Source organism: Bradyrhizobium sp. 40 (genome assembly GCF_023100925.1).
Lineage (GTDB): Bacteria > Pseudomonadota > Alphaproteobacteria > Rhizobiales > Xanthobacteraceae > Bradyrhizobium.
Genome location: NZ_CP064688.1, coordinates 6,108,507 through 6,124,317 on the forward strand (window position 1 = coordinate 6,108,507; position 15,811 = coordinate 6,124,317).

At 64.9% G+C, this 15,811-nt stretch carries 15 protein-coding genes; 9 read left to right on the forward strand and 6 right to left on the reverse strand.

The features are described from left to right. Nucleotides 1–299: 299 nt before the first annotated feature. From IVB40_RS29240 to IVB40_RS29250, 3 genes are all read left to right on the forward strand, one after another. Nucleotides 300–1,835, forward strand: coding sequence for a heme peroxidase family protein (locus tag IVB40_RS29240; protein ID WP_247817083.1), 1,536 nt, complete (start codon nt 300–302; stop codon nt 1,833–1,835). Nucleotides 1,836–2,098: 263 nt separating this feature from the next. Then, nucleotides 2,099–3,700: a hypothetical protein gene (locus IVB40_RS29245; RefSeq protein WP_247817084.1), complete on the forward strand. Its 1,602-nt coding sequence runs from the start codon at nt 2,099–2,101 to the stop codon at nt 3,698–3,700. Nucleotides 3,701–3,722: 22 nt separating this feature from the next. Beyond that, nucleotides 3,723–4,289, forward strand: coding sequence for a hypothetical protein (locus tag IVB40_RS29250; protein WP_247282444.1), 567 nt, complete (start codon nt 3,723–3,725; stop codon nt 4,287–4,289). 45 nt (nt 4,290–4,334) lie between these two features. Here the strand turns inward: IVB40_RS29250 and IVB40_RS29255 are convergent, their stop codons facing one another. Both IVB40_RS29255 and IVB40_RS29260 read right to left on the reverse strand, forming a co-directional pair. Continuing rightward, nucleotides 4,335–4,853 carry a hypothetical protein gene (locus IVB40_RS29255; RefSeq protein ID WP_247817085.1) on the reverse strand — a complete coding sequence of 173 codons (519 nt, stop codon included), beginning with the start codon at nt 4,851–4,853 and terminating at the stop codon, nt 4,335–4,337. A 37-nt stretch (nt 4,854–4,890) separates the two neighbouring features. Next, entirely contained in the window at nt 4,891–6,438 is a 1,548-nt protein-coding gene (locus IVB40_RS29260; RefSeq protein ID WP_247817086.1) for an acetolactate synthase large subunit, read from the reverse strand. Nucleotides 6,439–6,695: 257 nt separating this feature from the next. Between IVB40_RS29260 and IVB40_RS29265 the strand changes: the two genes are divergently transcribed. Then, nucleotides 6,696–7,274, forward strand: coding sequence for a L,D-transpeptidase (locus tag IVB40_RS29265; protein WP_027565212.1), 579 nt, complete (start codon nt 6,696–6,698; stop codon nt 7,272–7,274). A gap of 69 nt (nt 7,275–7,343) precedes the next feature. After that, nucleotides 7,344–8,159 carry a DUF2927 domain-containing protein gene (locus IVB40_RS29270; protein ID WP_027565213.1) on the forward strand — a complete coding sequence of 272 codons (816 nt, stop codon included), beginning with the start codon at nt 7,344–7,346 and terminating at the stop codon, nt 8,157–8,159. Between the two features lie 34 nt (nt 8,160–8,193). Here the strand turns inward: IVB40_RS29270 and IVB40_RS29275 are convergent, their stop codons facing one another. Together IVB40_RS29275 and IVB40_RS29280 are read right to left on the reverse strand one after the other, a co-directional pair. Beyond that, nucleotides 8,194–9,000 carry a class I SAM-dependent methyltransferase gene (locus tag IVB40_RS29275; RefSeq protein ID WP_247817087.1) on the reverse strand — a complete coding sequence of 269 codons (807 nt, stop codon included), beginning with the start codon at nt 8,998–9,000 and terminating at the stop codon, nt 8,194–8,196. Nucleotides 9,001–9,103: 103 nt separating this feature from the next. Continuing rightward, complete coding sequence (locus tag IVB40_RS29280; RefSeq protein ID WP_247817088.1) at nt 9,104–10,231, reverse strand: threonine synthase; 1,128 nt, start codon at nt 10,229–10,231, stop codon at nt 9,104–9,106. A 387-nt stretch (nt 10,232–10,618) separates the two neighbouring features. Between IVB40_RS29280 and IVB40_RS29285 the strand changes: the two genes are divergently transcribed. From IVB40_RS29285 to IVB40_RS29300, 4 genes are all read left to right on the forward strand, one after another. Further along, nucleotides 10,619–11,875 carry a GTP cyclohydrolase II gene (locus tag IVB40_RS29285; protein WP_007614497.1) on the forward strand — a complete coding sequence of 419 codons (1,257 nt, stop codon included), beginning with the start codon at nt 10,619–10,621 and terminating at the stop codon, nt 11,873–11,875. Between the two features lie 7 nt (nt 11,876–11,882). After that, nucleotides 11,883–13,121 (forward strand): URC4/urg3 family protein, encoded by a 1,239-nt coding sequence (locus tag IVB40_RS29290; protein ID WP_247817089.1) that lies wholly within the window; start codon nt 11,883–11,885, stop codon nt 13,119–13,121. Between the two features lie 55 nt (nt 13,122–13,176). After that, nucleotides 13,177–13,806 (forward strand): uracil phosphoribosyltransferase, encoded by a 630-nt coding sequence (upp, locus tag IVB40_RS29295; RefSeq protein WP_007614501.1) that lies wholly within the window; start codon nt 13,177–13,179, stop codon nt 13,804–13,806. Between the two features lie 78 nt (nt 13,807–13,884). Further along, nucleotides 13,885–14,094, forward strand: coding sequence for a hypothetical protein (locus IVB40_RS29300; RefSeq protein WP_027565218.1), 210 nt, complete (start codon nt 13,885–13,887; stop codon nt 14,092–14,094). A gap of 15 nt (nt 14,095–14,109) precedes the next feature. Here the strand turns inward: IVB40_RS29300 and IVB40_RS29305 are convergent, their stop codons facing one another. After that, nucleotides 14,110–14,601 carry a DUF305 domain-containing protein gene (locus tag IVB40_RS29305; RefSeq protein ID WP_247403599.1) on the reverse strand — a complete coding sequence of 164 codons (492 nt, stop codon included), beginning with the start codon at nt 14,599–14,601 and terminating at the stop codon, nt 14,110–14,112. Between the two features lie 102 nt (nt 14,602–14,703). Continuing rightward, nucleotides 14,704–15,810, reverse strand: coding sequence for a M48 family metallopeptidase (locus tag IVB40_RS29310; protein WP_247282453.1), 1,107 nt, complete (start codon nt 15,808–15,810; stop codon nt 14,704–14,706). Nucleotide 15,811: the final 1 nt, after the last annotated feature.

The window sequence follows — 15,811 nt, forward strand, 5'->3', positions numbered from 1 at the left end:
GCGCGCGCCGCCACAATTTTTGCGTGAAGCCGATCCATTTCGCCGACGCCTCGGCGAATTGAAACTGTGCGAACCCGCCTGCGTCCGTCGATGACGAGAATGTTATCCGTCATCGCCACGAGGAAATTCACGATGCGCAGCCGTGGCTTGCGGGAAAGCCGCACCTACCGAAAATTTCGATCCCGGGCAATTGTGATCCATCTCGCTCGTGACAAGCGTGATCGCGCCTAGGCTGCAAACCCCAGCGCGAGAAACTTGAGCCCGAACTGTTTCATTCGATTTTTCAGGAAGGTGTTTCAATGAGCAGCCGCCACGCAATTGTTCCGCGCGGTCTGAACGCAACGCGTTCGCCGCTTTCGCAAGGCCGCTTCGGCCGCATGTTCCGCAAGCTCGCACCGGCCAAATTCGGCCCGAACGATTCCGGCACGATCGCAAACCTGTCGGCGCTCGCCGACAAGATGATCGCCGGCTTCGACGGGCCGAAGGACGGGCCGGACGCGGAAGAGAGCGGCATTCCTTCGCTCTACACTTATTTCGGCCAGTTCGTCGACCACGACATCACCTTCGATCCGGTCAGCTCTCTGACCAAGCAGCAGGATCCCGACGGGCTCGTCGACTTCCGCACGCCGTCGCTCGACATGGACAATGTCTACGGCCGCGGTCCGAACGACCAGCCCTACATGTATGACGGCATCAAGTTCCGGCTCGGCGAGAAGGTCACCGGCGCGGGCGTGCCCGATGCCGTCGACCTGCCGCGCTTCAAGGGCCGCGCGCTGATCGGCGATCCCCGCAACGACGAGAACAGCATCGTCTCGCAATTCCAGGCCTTGATGCTGCGCTTTCACAACCGCATGGTCGACGACAATGACAGCCTGTCGTTCGAAGACGTGCAGCAGCGCGTTCGATTCCACTATCAGTACGTGGTCCTGAACGACTTCCTGCCGCGCATCGTCCACGCCAGCGTGCTGGACGAGCTGAAGACCGCAGGTCACTACGACCGCAGCAAGCTCGCTTACTACCATTGGAAGACCTATCCGTTCATGCCGGTCGAGTTCTCGGTCGCGGCCTACCGGCTCGGGCACTCCATGATCCGCCCCGGCTACCGGCTCAACGACGCGGCCAACATGCTGCTGCAGATCTTCCCCGATCCCAACAATCCCGACCACAACGCACTGACCGGCTTCCGTGCGATGGGACCGGGACGCGCCATGGACTGGGGCCGCTTCATCGATCTCGACACGCGCCCCTATGGCGTCGAGGACGACGACACCAATCCCGACAACAAGAGGCGGCTGCAGTTCGCCTATCGCATCGATGCCTCGCTGGTGGACCCGCTGCGCAAGCTGCCGCCGGAAGTCGCCTCCAATCCGGCGTCGCTCGCGCTGCGCAATCTCGAGCGCAGCTGGCGGCTCGGCCTGCCGTCGGGCCAGGCCGTCGCCAGGGCGATGAACCTGACGCCGCTGAGCGACGACGAGATCATCATCGGCAAGGCCGTCGACGAGCCCGGGACGGGCGATCCGCAGGTCAAGATCGCAACCATCGCGAACGGCGTGTTCGCCGGCAACTGCCCGCTGTGGGCCTACATCCTCGCCGAGGCGCGGCAAAACGCGACGGACATGGCAATCCCCGCCACCGGCGGGCCCGCCACTGTCAGGACACCGCAGCTCGGACCGGTCGGCGGTCGCATCGTCGCCGAGGTCTTCCTCGGCATGATGTTCGGAGATAATTCCTCCGTGCTGTCGCTCGACCCGCAATGGACGCCGGTGACCGGCTCCGGCTTCGCGCTGAAGGACCTCGTCGCCTACGCGCTCGGCCAGGGCGATCCGCTGCATTGAGCGGGTGAGGGACGATGATGCAAGGCCGCTCGTCGTGCGAGCGGCCTTGTGGCCCACTCGCCTCGACGCGCGAGCGGATGGATCCTGGCAGGCGTGCTTCCCTAACGCAAATCTGTCCGCTTCCTGTTGACTCGCATGTCGAATGGAGAAATCCTTTAGCAACGCAGTTGCCATTGCCAATCTCAGCAGTACGAACTTCGGCGCCCTCGGTTTTATCGGCGCCATCTGACCAGATTTATTCTGAACAGAAAACGGAGGGGCCGATGCGCGCGCTCGCCTTGAGAACCATTTCTCTTCTCGCCCTCGCTACCCTAGGCTCGATTTCCGGCACGCCTGCCGCACGCGCGGAGGACGGGGCCGACGAGCAATTTGGCAAGGTGCACTTCCAGACGTCCTGCAACGAGGTGGCGCAGCGCCGCTTTGATCGCGGGATGCGTTATCAGCACTCGTTCTGGTACCGGCCCGCAAAGGAAATTTTCGAGGAGACGCTGCAGGCCGATCCGGAATGCGCGATCGCCTATTGGGGCATTGCCCTGAGCCTGCTGTACAATCCGCATTTTGCCGCGCCGAAGGAAAACCTCACCGGAGGTCTCGCCGCGCTGCAGAAGGCCAAGGCACTCGGCGCCAAGAGCGAACGCGAACGTGACTATATCGACGCGCTGCTGGCCTTCTATTCGGGCGACGAAAAGGCGACGTTTGGCCAGCGCGCGCAGTCCTATCTCAAGGCAACCGAAGCCGTCGCCGCGCGCTATCCCGATGATGACGAGGCGCAGATCGCCTACGCCATCACGCTGAATGTCACGGCGTCACCAAACGACAAGTCCTATGCCAACCAGCTCAAGGGCGCCGCTATCCTGGAGCCGATCTTCAAGCGCCAGCCGCGGCATCCCGGCGTCGCGCATTACCTGATCCATCTCTATGACTATCCGGCGATCGCAGGGCAAGGACTCGACGCTGCAAAGCGCTACTCCGAGATCGCGCCGGCGGCACCGCACGCCTTGCATATGCCGTCGCACATCTTCACGCGCGTCGGCTACTGGAACGAATCCATTGACGCCAATAGCCGTTCCGCCAAGGCTGCCAAGGAGGGCAAGGACCCCAGCGAGCAGCTGCATGCCGACGACTATATGGTCTACGCGCTGCTTCAGCTTGCGCAGGACAGCCGAGCCAGCGACGTCATCGCGGACATGATTGCGACCACTGGCTATGCGCCGGCTGTCCGCGCCGGTCCCTACGCGATCGCGGCCAGCCAAGCGCGCTATATGGTCGAGCGCGGTGATTGGCAGGGTGCTGCCGCGCTGAAGGTCGAGCCGAGCCGGTTTGCCTATGTCGACGCCATCACCTATTTCGCCCGCGCCCTTGGCGCCGCGCGCTCCGGCAATGCAGACGCGGCAACGGCGGACATCGCCAAGCTGGCGGAGTTGCGGGACAAGCTGCAGCAGGACAAGGACGCTTATTGGGCCGAAATCGTGGACATTCAGCGGCAGGTCGCTACAGCCTGGCAGCTCAACGCCTTGGGGAAACAGGCGGATGCGTTGGAAGCGATGCGCCTTGCCGCCGATGCCGAAGACAAGACCGAAAAATCCATCGTGACGCCGGGTCCGCTTGCCCCCGCACGCGAGCTTTACGGGACCATGCTGCTCGAACGCGGCATGGCGACGGAGGCATTGGTCGCGTTCGAAAGCACGATGCAGAAGGAGCCGAACCGCTTTGGCGCGACGATCGGCGCCGCTCACGCGGCCGAGAAAGCGGGGGATACTGTGAAGGCCCGCCAGTATTACGCCAAAGTCGTCGAAACGGCGAGAAATGGCGACTCATCTCGGGAAGACCTCGCGGCCGCACGAAAGTTGATGGCTCAGAATTAGCAAAGGTGCCGCGGCAACTTCCATGCGCCTGACAAGCAAATTCGTTGCAATCAGCGCAGCCAGTGCGCTGCTCTGCGCAGCCGCGGCGCTCTGGATATTGCGATCCGGCGAACCGGCACGCGCAACAGCGGCCTCCGGCGAGGTCCGCCCGGTGTGGACGGAAATCGACTGGCCTTTCGGCGCGGATCCCTGGGGGAAGGGAAAGGCGTTTCGCTGCAAGGCCGAAGATTGCGGCGGCGAGGTCCAGCTCTACGTTCGCCCCAAGCTCGGCTTTTGCAATTGCGCCACCGGCGTTGCCGACGACGGCGACCTCGAACAGATGGGCGACCTGGCGCTGATTGGGAAGGCAACGCCGACGGCTGCCGGCCGAGAGATCGTCGTCGGTCCGATGCGCGGCCGCAGCCGGGCATATCGCGTTGAGGGGAATCCGAAGGCCGCGCTCTCACTCGCCTTCAATCAACGCTGCGACATGGTGGCCGCGACGGCTTTGCTCGCACCGGGCGCGACCGCGTCACTGGAGCCGGCGGTGCTGTCATTCCTCAATAGCGACCGCATGCTGAAATGGGCTGAGATCGCGCTTGGGTTATGACTCAAAGCAATAGCTGAATTAAAGGCGACAATCTCGGCACGCGCCTTACCGCGCAGCCCTCAGGCCGATCTCCTCCAGCCGCGTCGCGAACCAGCGCGACAGCGGCTGATCGAGGACGCCGCTGACATAGACTTCCGAGATCGTCACATGGTCCTTGTCCAGCACCAGCAGCACGCCGATCCAATACGCGAACCAGACATGCGCATCGGTCAGCGCCATCAGCTTGTGCTGGTCGTGGTCGAGTGCGGTGTGATTGCTCGCCTTGCGGATCTCCACGGTGAGCAAATTGTTCGGGATCTCGCGCTGATGCACGACGACGTCAGGGTAGATCGACTTGCCCAGATGATCATCGGTCGAGATGATGGTGCCGTGCGGCAGATGCAGCGTACGCTCGCCGAGCCGGTCGTAGTTGCAGTCGACCGACCAGCCGGAGAATTGCTTCTCCAGATACACGGCGAAGCGGTGCGTGATGGCACGCTCGCCGATGTCCTTCTCGAACAGGAATGCTTCCTGGGCGTAGAAGTCCCGGAGCGCCGCGATCACCTTGTTCAGCTCGGTCTGCATTTTGCCTCCGGGCCCTCGGCGCTCCTGATGCGGTGCCCTACATCTGGACTTCGATCAGCCGCGGTCCGGGCTCGGCGACGGCCTCGGCCAGCGCCTTGTTGAACTCGTCCGCGTTGGTGACGGCGCGGCCGGGCACGCCCATGCCCTTGGCCAGCGCCACGAAATCCAGCGTCGGCCGGTCGAGCCGAAGCATGTCGTTGGCACGCTGGCCGGGCTCGCCGGCGCCGACATTGTCGAACTCGCCGCGCAGGATCTGGTAGATGCGATTGGCGAACACGATGGTGACGATGTTGAGGTTTTCTCTCGCCTGCGTCCACAGCGACTGGATCGTGTACATCGCACTGCCGTCGCCGACCATGCAGATCACCTTGCGATCCGGGCAGGCGATCGCGGCGCCGATCGAGAGCGGCGTCGAGAAGCCGATCGAGCCGCCCATGTTCTGGAGCCAGTCATGCGGAGCAGCCGCCGCGGTCGGCGGGAAGAAGGCGCGCCCGGTGGTGAGGGATTCGTCGACCAGGATCGCATTCTCGGGAATCGCATAGGCGATCGACTGGGCGATCGAGGCGTGGGTCAATGCGCCGGTCGGCTTGAGCAGCTCGGCCGCGGCCTGCTGCTTGACGTCCTTCGCGCTGGCCTTCACCGCGCCGGCGAGCGCTTCCAGCGCCGCGACCGAATTCTCACCCCAGGAGGTCATGCGATGCACGTCGCAGCCCTCGGGCTTGAGGATGCTCGGCTTGTTCGGATAGGCGAAGAAGGCCACGGGATCGTCGGACTCGACCAGCACGATATGGCGGAACCTCGCCAGCATCTGCAGCGCGTTGTCGATCACGTAGTGGATGCGATCGATCGAGAAGCGGCCGCGGCCGCGCGCCATCCTGGGACGGAAGGTCGGGCCCATCACGGTGCAGCCGGTCTTGGCGGCGATACGCTCGGCCAGCGCCAGGCCCTGCTCGCTCAGCGCACTGCCGGTCATCAGCAGCAGCGTGCCCTCGCCGTCGCCATGCAGGATCTTGGCGGCCTGCTCGACTGCCTGCGGCGAATAGCTCGCGCGCTGCTGCTCGGCCGGAACCTCGGCGATGCCGTCCGCTTCGTTCCAGGCGGTGTCGGCGGGCAGGATCAGGGTCGCGATCTGCGGCGGCGCGCTCTTGGCGGCGGCGATCGCCGCGGCACCATCGGCGGCGACCGATTTGGAGTTCGGCGAGGTCCGGACCCAGGACGACATCGGCCGGGCCAGGCCCTCGATGTCGGAGGTCAGCGGCGCGTTGTAGCCGATGTGGTAGACGGCGTGCTGGCCGACGATGTTGACGATGCCGGAATTCGCCTTCTTGGCATTGTGCAGATTGGCAAGGCCGTTGGCGAGGCCGGGACCGAGATGCAGCAGCGTCGAGGCCGGCGTGCCCTTCATGCGGAAATAACCGTCGGCGGCGCCGGTCACCACGCCTTCGAACAGGCCGAGCACGCAACGCATGCCGGGCACGCGGTCGAGCGCTGCGACAAAATGCATCTCGGAGGTGCCGGGGTTGGAGAAGCAGACGTCGACCCCGCCCTTGACCATCGTCCGCACCAGACTTTCCGCACCGTTCATCCGTCAGCTCCCGCAACCGGCAATGTTCCAACAATCCGTCCGATCAATCATTGTTCGCTCGTCTCGTCAAAGCAATAGCCGGCATCGCCGCCCTGCGATGCGCCCGTTTGGCTAATGCTTTCCGGCAAATTGGCATGGTTGCCGATTTGGTAACGCCATTCATTAAGGATGCCTCCCTCACGGTGGCGTGGCTTGCGGAAAGCTCGCAAATATGGCCTGTGACTTCAGTTGAATCGATTTTTTTGCTGGGGGAAACAATGATCCGGTTTTTTGCCGCGCCGATTGCCGCCATCGCACTGCTGTCGGCGACCGCCGGCGGCGCCTTCGCCGAGGAGTTCGACTCCCGCGACATCATGGGCGGCGGCCCGAATTTCTTCCGCGGCGGCTCGAGCCCGGTTCCCCGCACCACCGTCATGTACAACGGCAATTACGCCCCCGGCACGATCGTGGTGAACACCTCGGAGCGCCGGCTCTATCTGGTGCTCCAGAACGGTCAGGCCCTGCGCTACGGCATCGGTGTCGGCCGCGACGGCTTCCGCTGGGGCGGCGTGCACAGGATCACCGCCAAGAAGGAATGGCCGGACTGGACGCCGCCGTCGCAGATGTTGGCGCGCCGGCCGGACCTGCCGCGTCACATGAAGGGCGGCGTCGAGAATCCGCTCGGTGCGCGCGCGATGTATCTGGGCTCGACGCTCTATCGCATCCACGGCTCCAACGAGCCGGAGACGATCGGCCAGGCGGTGTCCTCGGGCTGCTTCCGCATGACCAACGACGATGTCACTGACCTCTACGGCCGCGTCGGCGTCGGCACCACTGTGGTCGTGCTGAACAACTAGCAGGAACCGGCGGGCGCGTGGATATGCGGTCTTGTGCGTCGGTTCCGAATACGGCAGCGTCGCCTGGCAATGAGCGCATTGGCCCCGTCTTCGTCCGGCTTTCGCATCGCCCTGCTGGCGCTCGCCACCGTCGCGTTTGCCCCTGACACCGCTACCATCGCCGTCGCGGGCGAATTGCCCGCGATCGCCTCGCGCCAGCGCGCCGAGAAGAAGAGCTTTACCGACGGCGAAATCGTCGATGGCTTTCTGAAGACGGCGTTCGGCGCCGAATACCATCTTGCCGGCCGCGTCGACCGCATCCGCAAGTTCGACGGACCGGTGCGCGTGTTCGCCGAGAGCGACCGCGCCGACCGCAAGGCGCAGCTCGCAAAGGTCGTGGCCGACATCGGCAAGCGCGTGCAGCATCTCGACATCGCCATGATCGACAGCAGCGAGGCCGCAAATGTGCGGGTGAAGCTCGTGCGCGACCGCGATCTGTTCCGCACCATCTCAAGCTTCTACGGTGCGGAGAAGGCCCGAGAGATCCGCACCTCGCTCGATCCGCAATGCCTGTCAGGGTTCCGCAAGAACGACAATTTCGAGATCGAGCATTCCGACGTCATCCTCACCGTCGACAACGGCGATTTCACCTTCCTCGACTGCGCCTATGAGGAGCTGCTGCAATCGCTCGGCCCGATCAACGACACCGCGAGCGTGCCCTGGACCATGTTCAACGACAACGTCTCGATGGGCTATTTCGACGTCTACGACCAGTACATCCTCAACCTGCTCTACGATCCCCGCATCAAGGCCGGCATGACCATACAGGAGGTCAAGGCGGTGCTGCCCGGCGTGCTCACCGATGTGCGCATTTGGGTGAAGCGCGTGAACGATCTGAAGGAATAGAGGCTCTTCCCCCGCAAGGGAGAAGAGAAAGCAGTCACACCTTCCTCGACTTCGACATCAGGAATTGCTGGCGCATCACGTTGTTGCTTCCGTCGTAATATTCGGAAATCAGCGCCTCGAACTCGTTGCGAAAACTCCGCAGCCTGTCCGGTTCGTCCTTGTACTGGGCAATGAGCTTGATCAAAGGGCCGATCGTCGTTTCCATGGTGCGGCGGAAATGCTGCGGGCTGAGTGCGGACGGCGTCATGATGTCCATGTCGAAGGCGACGTCCTTCACTTTCCCTGCGAGACGTTCGGCGACGATCTTGGGATCGCCCCACGACACCGGTGATGCCACGCCCTCGGGCGGCGGCAGATGGCGGCCGATCAGCGCGAACATCCGTCCGACATAAAGATGCGGCGGCCAGGTGGAGAAGGCGATGGTGCCGCCGGGCTTCAGCACGCGCAGCATCTCGCCGATGGCGACCTCGGGACGCGGCGCGAACATGTGGCCGAACTGGCTGAGCACCACGTCGAACTCGTTGTCGCCATAGGGCAGGCTTTCGGCGTCGCCCTCGGCAAAGTCGACATCGAGGTTCGCCAGCTGCGCGTGCTCGCGGGCGCGATCGATCAGGACCGGCGACAGGTCGAGGCCCCTGACCTTCGCACCGCGGCGCGCCGCCGTGATCGCGGCAACGCCGGTGCCGCATCCGACGTCGAGCAGCCTTTGGCCGGTCGCGACCCCGGCGAAGCTCACGAGCTTGGCGGCCGAGGGTGTCGTGAACACTTCCATCGGCGTGAACAGCGACCAGGCTTCCTTCTGGACTGCCTTGAAACCAGCAAACGGGTCTTGATCGGGCATGGAACTCTCCCTTCGCTCGACGTCGGTTTCCATGAGGCTGACGACGGATGCCAAAGGTTCAACGCGGTCCCATGACGGCGATGGCTTCGCCTCCTTGGCGCGCCTATTGCACGAGATCGGCGACGATGGTCGCAGCCTTGAGGCCGGTGCCGGTGAGGACGGCGACCGTGGTCTCGTTCGCCTTGATGGCACCGGTGGCGGATAGTTTGTCCAGCGCGGCGGCAGCACTGGCGCTGGTCGGCTCGGCGAACAGGCCCTGCCGCGCAAGGCGCCGCAGCGCTGCGACAATCTCATCCTCGGTGAGCGCGACGGTGCCGCCGCCGCTCTCGCGCAACGCGCCGATGATCTCGCGCAGGCGCAGCGGATGCTTGATCGCGGTGCCTTCGGCGATGGTCTTGTTCACCTCGCGCGCGACAGGCGTATCGACGCCCGCCTTGAAGCTCGCATCGATCGGCGAGCAATTGAGCGGCTGCGCCGTAAACAGGCGCGGCAGCCTGGTGATCTGGCCGGCTTTCAACAGCTCACGGAAACCAAAGGCGCAACCGAGCAGAGAGCTGCCGGCGCCGACCGGGACGATGACGTTGTCGGGGGCGCGGAAGCCGAGATCCTCCCAGATCTCATAGGCGAGCGACTTGGTGCCTTCGAGAAAGAACGGCTGCCAGTTGTGGCTGGCATAGAAGGTCTGGCTGGATTGCCGGATGGCCTCGGCCTCCGATTCCTCGCGCGGGCCCTCGACCAGCTGCACCGCCGCGCCGTAGGCGCGGACCTGCGCGATCTTGGCCGGTGACGTCGATGCCGGCGCGAGAATCTTCACACGCATGCCGCCGGCGGCACCGAGACCCGCCATCGACGAGCCGCCATTGCCGGACGAGTCCTCCAGAATGGCGTCGACGCCGATCTGCCGCAGGAACGACAGCATCACGGCGGAGCCCCGGTCCTTGAAGCTGCCGGTCGGGTTGAACCATTCGAGCTTGAAGAACGGGCGCAGCTCGCCCCAGGCCTGCTGCACCAGCGGCGTGCAGCCTTCGCCGAGCGTGATCGGAGTCGTGATCTCGACCGGCAGCGCCGCCCGGTAGCGCCAGAGCGATCGCGTGCGCGGCTCGATCTCCTCCCGCGATATCCCGGCCCCCGGCGTCACCAGCAGCGGCGTGCGCTCGTCCGAGCACCAGCGCGGCTGGTCCAGCGGATAGAGCTTTCCGTTGCGAGGGTCGATGTAGGTAGCGGCGGACATGGCGGTCTCCCGGGCAGGCGATAGGGCAAAGGCGATCTGGGCGTTTGGTTTGATGACACGTTTTGTCCGGAAACTCGACGCCCGCCACGCCAACCGTGCCGCGCCTCTTGAAAACTAGAAAACCATAATTACTTCATAAGCTTACTGCGATAGCGGCGAGGTCCGCCAGTGCGGTGGCGTGGCACTTGGGCAGGCGCTGCCGGGTTGCGGGATGACGGGAATTTGGCCGCGAGCCGCCCCGCCCCGCGCAGCACGATTAACTTGTCTGTCGCGACTGCCCGCTACAATATGTTGGATTGAGCTCGCGCCGCCGGTGTTCCGCATCGGCAGCGCGACGAGCCAAGGCCCGTCCGAGCGGCGGGCCGTTGGCTTTTTAGGAGTTTGGTCATGAGCCGCGCGAACCGTACCGACCACATCCGCCTCACCTCCCATCCGGAGCCGGGCAGGACAGCTGCCTTCCCGATCCACTGGGGCGCCGCCGACGCACGGGCCCGCGGGCCGATCATCGGCACGGTGTCGCGCGCCGGGGATCGCAACGTGATCGGCAGCCATGGCGGCTCCTATGCGATGTACCGCGCGCTCGCGGTGTCCGCCGGGGCGCTCGATCCGATTCGTAGGCCCGATCTCACCAACACGTTTCCCGCGGCGACCATCGGGCCGTTCCCGCAATGGAGCGATCCCGCCAAGATCGTCGCGCTCGATCCCTGGGGGCATCTCGTCGCCGAGAATTTCGGCAAGGACATCGCTGAGGGCATCGATATCAGGCCGAGCATCGCGGTGACGCGGGCGCGGCTGGACCTGCCGGAGATCCGCGAGGCGCTCGCCGCCAAGCGCCTGCGCGCCGACGGCGACGTCGTGCATGCCAATGGCAGCGTGTCGGTGGTGAAGATCGCGATCGATCCGGTCTGGTATCTGCCGGGCCTTGCGGAGCGCTTTGCGACCAACGAGACCGAGCTGCGGCGCACGCTGTTCGAGCAGACCGCCGGCATGTTCCCCGAGCTGGTGACCCGGCCGGACATGAAAGTGTTTCTGCCGCCGATCGGCGGCACCACCGTCTACATGTTCGGCGACGTCACCAAGCTGCCGGACCATCGCACCAAGATCACCTGCCGCGTGCATGACGAGTGCAACGGCTCCGACGTGTTCGGCTCCGACATCTGCACCTGCCGCCCCTACCTCATTCACGGCATCGAGGAATCCGCGCGCGGCGCGCAGGAGGGCGGGCTCGGGCTCGTGATCTACAACCGCAAGGAAGGCCGCGCGCTCGGCGAGGTCACGAAATTCCTGGTCTACAACGCGCGCAAGCGCCAGGAAGACGGCGATGCCGCCGCCGCCTATTTCGAGCGCACCGAATGCGTCGCCGGCGTCCAGGACGCGCGCTTCCAGCAATTGATGCCCGACACCATCCACTGGCTCGGCCTGAAGCGCATCGACCGCTTCCTCTCGATGAGCGACATGAAGCATGACGCATTGACCTCGCAGGGCATCGACATCGTCGAGCGCGTGCCGATCCCGCCCGAGCTCATTCCCGCCGATGCCTATGTCGAGATCGCCGCGAAGAAGGCCGCCGGCTATTACTCCACCGACATCGCGCCGGAGAAGGACGTCGATGGCGTGGTCGGGCGTTCGCTGGAAAAATACTGATCGATTGATGGCAGACGCTTTGGAATTGCCGGCCCGTTCGCTGCTCAGCGCAGCAGCGGTTCGCGCGCGTGCCGGCGAGATGTTCGAGATCGGCCTGAACGACGGGCTGACGCATTTCACGATCGATCTCGATCGCATGGATGGCGTTGCCGACGCCGTTCTCGCCGTGACGCGCGAGGCCTATCCGACGCTGGAGATTCCGTTCCATGCGCGCTGGCGGCATTTCGTGCTCGGCGGCGTCGATCGCTGGGCGCGGCTTGCGGATGCGGCGTCGTGGCCCGATCGCGCGGCGCGGGCACGCGCGGAGTTCGACCTTGCCATCGTCAGCGTGCTGCTCGATGCCGGCGCGGGTGCGGCGTGGCGATACCGCGACGCCGTGACGGGACAGAGCATCGGCCGATCCGAAGGACTCGCGATTGCAAGCCTCGACATGTTCGCGAGCGGTCTTTTTTCCCGCGATCCCCGCGCGCCCTTCAGGGCCGATGCGGACATCCTTGCTAAACTGCCCCTCGCCTCCCTCATATCCGCCTTTCAGCTGAGCGATGCCAATCCGCTGCTCGGGCTCGAAGGGCGGACCGATCTGCTGCGACGCTTGGGCAAGCTGGTGACGGAGCGCGTGGACGTGTTCGGCGCGCACGATACGCCGCGGCCGGGCGGGTTGTTCGATCACATCGCGGCACAGGCGAAGGGCGGCGCTGTTCCCGCACCCGCGATTCTGTCGGCGGTGCTGAACCAGCTCGGACCGATCTGGCCGTCGCGACTGGAGCTTGCCGGAATTCCGCTCGGCGATTGCTGGCGCCATCCGGCAATCAAGGCCAACGATGCGACCTCGGGCCTCGTGCCCCTGCACAAGCTGTCGCAATGGCTGAGCTATTCGCTGATCGAGCCGCTCCAGCGCGCCGGGTTTGACGTCACCGACATCGACGGCCTGACCGGGCTTGCCGAATACCGCAATGGCGGCCTATTCGTCGATCACGAGGTGTTGCGCCTGCGCGACGCCGCCGACGCCGAGCGTGCGCATGCGGTGGACTCCCTGCTCGTCGTTGAGTGGCGCGCGCTGACCGTGGCGCTGCTGGACCGGCTCGCCGAACTGGTCCGCGCCAAACTCGGCCGCACCCCTGAGACATTGCCGCTCGCCAGCATTCTGGAAGGCGGCACCTGGGCCGCGGGCCGCGCCATCGCCTTCGCGCGCCGCCCCGACGGTTCGCCGCCGCTCAAGGTGATCAGCGACGGGACCGTTTTCTAACGCGTAATCCAGACGCGTCGCATTGCGCATCGATCAATTTCAGGAGCATCCCGTCATGCAAGGCGTCACGATCGTCGATCATCCGCTGGTGCAGCACAAGCTGACCCTGGTGCGGGACAAATCGATCTCGACCAAATCGTTTCGGGAGCTGATCAAGGAGATCGGCATGCTCCTGTGCTACGAGGTGACGCGCGACCTGCCGCTCGCCGATACCGTCATCGAAACGCCGCTGGCGACGATGCATTCGGCCAAGATCGCGGGCAAGAAGCTGGTCTTCGTGCCGATGCTGCGCGCCGGCACCACCTTCGTCGACGGCATGATGGATCTGGTGCCGACGGCGCGCGTCGCACATATCGGCCTCTATCGTGAGCCGCACAGTTTTGCGGCGGTCGAATACTTCTTCAAGTCGCCGTCCGATCTCAGCGAACGCCTGGCGATCGTGGTGACGCCGGTCGTTGCGACCGCCAACACGGCTGTGGCCGCAATCGACCGGCTGAAGGAGCGCGGCGCCAAGGACATTCGCCTCGCCTGCCTGATCGCCGCCCCCGAAGGGCTCGAACGGCTGCGCGGACTGCATCCGGACGTCCCGATCTGGACGGCCGCAGTCGACGAAGGTCTCGACGAGAACGGCTTTATCCTGCCGGGCCTCGGCGACGCCGGCGACCGCGCCTACGGCACAAGATAAGCGTCGGCCTGCAAACCGCGTCACATTAGGAACAGCTTCGCTCGCGCAAGGTTTTCCTGCTCTACCATGGAGAGCACGATGACCTATCAGGATGACCGCAGAGCAGACAGAGCACGCCGCAACAGCCCGGTGGGCTGGGCGATCGGGGCGATCTTCGTGATCGCTGTAGTCGCAGCCGTCTTCTTCTACAATGGCCGCGACGTCGGTCCGCAGACCACAACCACCAGTCCGAACAACGCGCCGAGCGTCACCACGGGCTCAACCAATCCGACCGCCCCGGCAAAGTGATACGAGGCCGCTCCGTCAGGTCGGCGGCCGCGGAGGCAGATCCTTCGCATCCGCGGGCGCGGGCTTCTCCTTGAGGTCGGCGATCAACCGTTCCATTTCGCCGATCTCCCGCACCTGGGCTTCGATGATGTCGTCGGCCAGCTTGCGGACTCGGGGATCCCTGATGTGCGCGCGCTCGCTGGTGAGAACCGCGATGGAATGATGCGGGATCATCGCCTGCATATAGGCAACGTCGGTCACGGTCTGCTGGCTACGAACGAGCCAGAGCGAAACCGCAAACACGACAGCGCTGGCAGCCAGAATGGCGACGTTCGCCGTACGGTTCCTGTACATGCCCCACATGAAAGCGAGCATCACGGCGGCCATGACCGCGCCCATCAGCAACGCCATCCACGTCCGGGTCTGGCTGTACCAGACGTGATCCAGAGCGAAGGTGTTGAGATACATCAGAGCGAACATGATCACGGTGGAAGCCGCGATCATCGTGACGAAACGACCGTAAGCCATGAGGAACTTCCCGCTGTCTATCGGGGATAACCAGACGCCGACGGATCGTTCCTCGCCGATTGGTGATTTGGCGCGGGGCCCGACGCGTCCGCAGCAAGAGATTCAGATCTTGCCGCTGCCGCAGATCCCCTTCAGCGCCTGCCACTCCGCATCCGTCAGCAGCGGCGGGCCGCTAGCGGGGCGATCCTCCTTCGTCATGCGCGCGAGGCGGTCCTCGGTCAGCGGATGGCTCGCCAGGATCGACGCGAGGCCGCCGCCTTCCTTGCCGGTGATGCGGAACATCAGTTCCGCCGCGGGTTTGGGCGAGCGGCCGAGCTTGTGCATGATCTCGATGGCAAACGTATCCGCAGCGGTCTCGGCCTCACGCGAATAGGACGCCTCGACCACGCTGCGCGAGGCGAAGATCACGGCGCTCGAGCCGGTGACGTCGCCGAACAATAGGCCGATCAGGAACGAGGTGCCGCCGTTATAGATCAGGCCGCGCATGTTGTCGTAATGCTTGAGATGACCGAGTTCGTGGGCGAGGATGCCGGCAAGCTCGTCCGGGCTTTCGGCCTTGTCGAGCAGGCCCTTCAGCACGAAGACCTTGCCGCCCGGCAGCGCGAACGCGTTCGGCACCGGAGTCGGCAGCACGCCCGCGGTCATGGAATCGTCGTCCAGGCCGGCGGCATCGCGCAGGCGGTTGACCAGCTTGATGAAGGCCGCCTTCCCCGCCGCATCCTCGCACGCATTGCGGCCGAAGATGGTCTTCACCTGAACCTCCGACGCATCGCCAATACGGCGCTCGATCGGTTTCGGCACCAGCGGCGCGAGGCGGTCGGCCGCGAGCGGCACCCCGAACAGCACGACGCAGACGATGGAGACGGCGGCTGCCATCGACCAGCCGACGATCTTTGCGACGCCACGGCGCGAGGTCTGGTGGTCGTCGAGCCGCATGCAGCGCGCGGTCACGTCCGAGGCGAGCACAGCGTCGCGGATTTCCAGCCGCGCCAGCGGCGGCGCGGAAGCGCAGGCGAGCCGCAAAATGCCAGGCGGGCTGTCGGCCCGGCGGATGTCGGCATAGGCCCAGCGAACGGGCGCACCCTCTTCGAGAATCTCGAGCGCGTCACTGAGCGTCAGCGTCACCTGCCGCCTGCGGCTCGACACGCCGTCGAAGAAGATGGTCGGCTTTGCGGATTGCGCCGGGGCCTCAGCGAATACGTCACTCACA

What these genes read in the sequence shown, in the direction of transcription:
- IVB40_RS29240 (WP_247817083.1), top strand. Translation starts at nt 300, where the DNA reads ATGAGCAGCCGCCACGCAATTGTTCCGCGCGGTCTGAACGCAACGCGT.
- IVB40_RS29245 (WP_247817084.1), top strand. Translation starts at nt 2,099, where the DNA reads ATGCGCGCGCTCGCCTTGAGAACCATTTCTCTTCTCGCCCTCGCTACC.
- IVB40_RS29250 (WP_247282444.1), top strand. Translation starts at nt 3,723, where the DNA reads ATGCGCCTGACAAGCAAATTCGTTGCAATCAGCGCAGCCAGTGCGCTG.
- IVB40_RS29255 (WP_247817085.1), bottom strand. Translation starts at nt 4,853, where the DNA reads ATGCAGACCGAGCTGAACAAGGTGATCGCGGCGCTCCGGGACTTCTAC.
- IVB40_RS29260 (WP_247817086.1), bottom strand. Translation starts at nt 6,438, where the DNA reads ATGAACGGTGCGGAAAGTCTGGTGCGGACGATGGTCAAGGGCGGGGTC.
- IVB40_RS29265 (WP_027565212.1), top strand. Translation starts at nt 6,696, where the DNA reads ATGATCCGGTTTTTTGCCGCGCCGATTGCCGCCATCGCACTGCTGTCG.
- IVB40_RS29270 (WP_027565213.1), top strand. Translation starts at nt 7,344, where the DNA reads ATGAGCGCATTGGCCCCGTCTTCGTCCGGCTTTCGCATCGCCCTGCTG.
- IVB40_RS29275 (WP_247817087.1), bottom strand. Translation starts at nt 9,000, where the DNA reads ATGCCCGATCAAGACCCGTTTGCTGGTTTCAAGGCAGTCCAGAAGGAA.
- IVB40_RS29280 (WP_247817088.1), bottom strand. Translation starts at nt 10,231, where the DNA reads ATGTCCGCCGCTACCTACATCGACCCTCGCAACGGAAAGCTCTATCCG.
- IVB40_RS29285 (WP_007614497.1), top strand. Translation starts at nt 10,619, where the DNA reads ATGAGCCGCGCGAACCGTACCGACCACATCCGCCTCACCTCCCATCCG.
- IVB40_RS29290 (WP_247817089.1), top strand. Translation starts at nt 11,883, where the DNA reads ATGGCAGACGCTTTGGAATTGCCGGCCCGTTCGCTGCTCAGCGCAGCA.
- upp (WP_007614501.1), top strand. Translation starts at nt 13,177, where the DNA reads ATGCAAGGCGTCACGATCGTCGATCATCCGCTGGTGCAGCACAAGCTG.
- IVB40_RS29300 (WP_027565218.1), top strand. Translation starts at nt 13,885, where the DNA reads ATGACCTATCAGGATGACCGCAGAGCAGACAGAGCACGCCGCAACAGC.
- IVB40_RS29305 (WP_247403599.1), bottom strand. Translation starts at nt 14,601, where the DNA reads ATGGCTTACGGTCGTTTCGTCACGATGATCGCGGCTTCCACCGTGATC.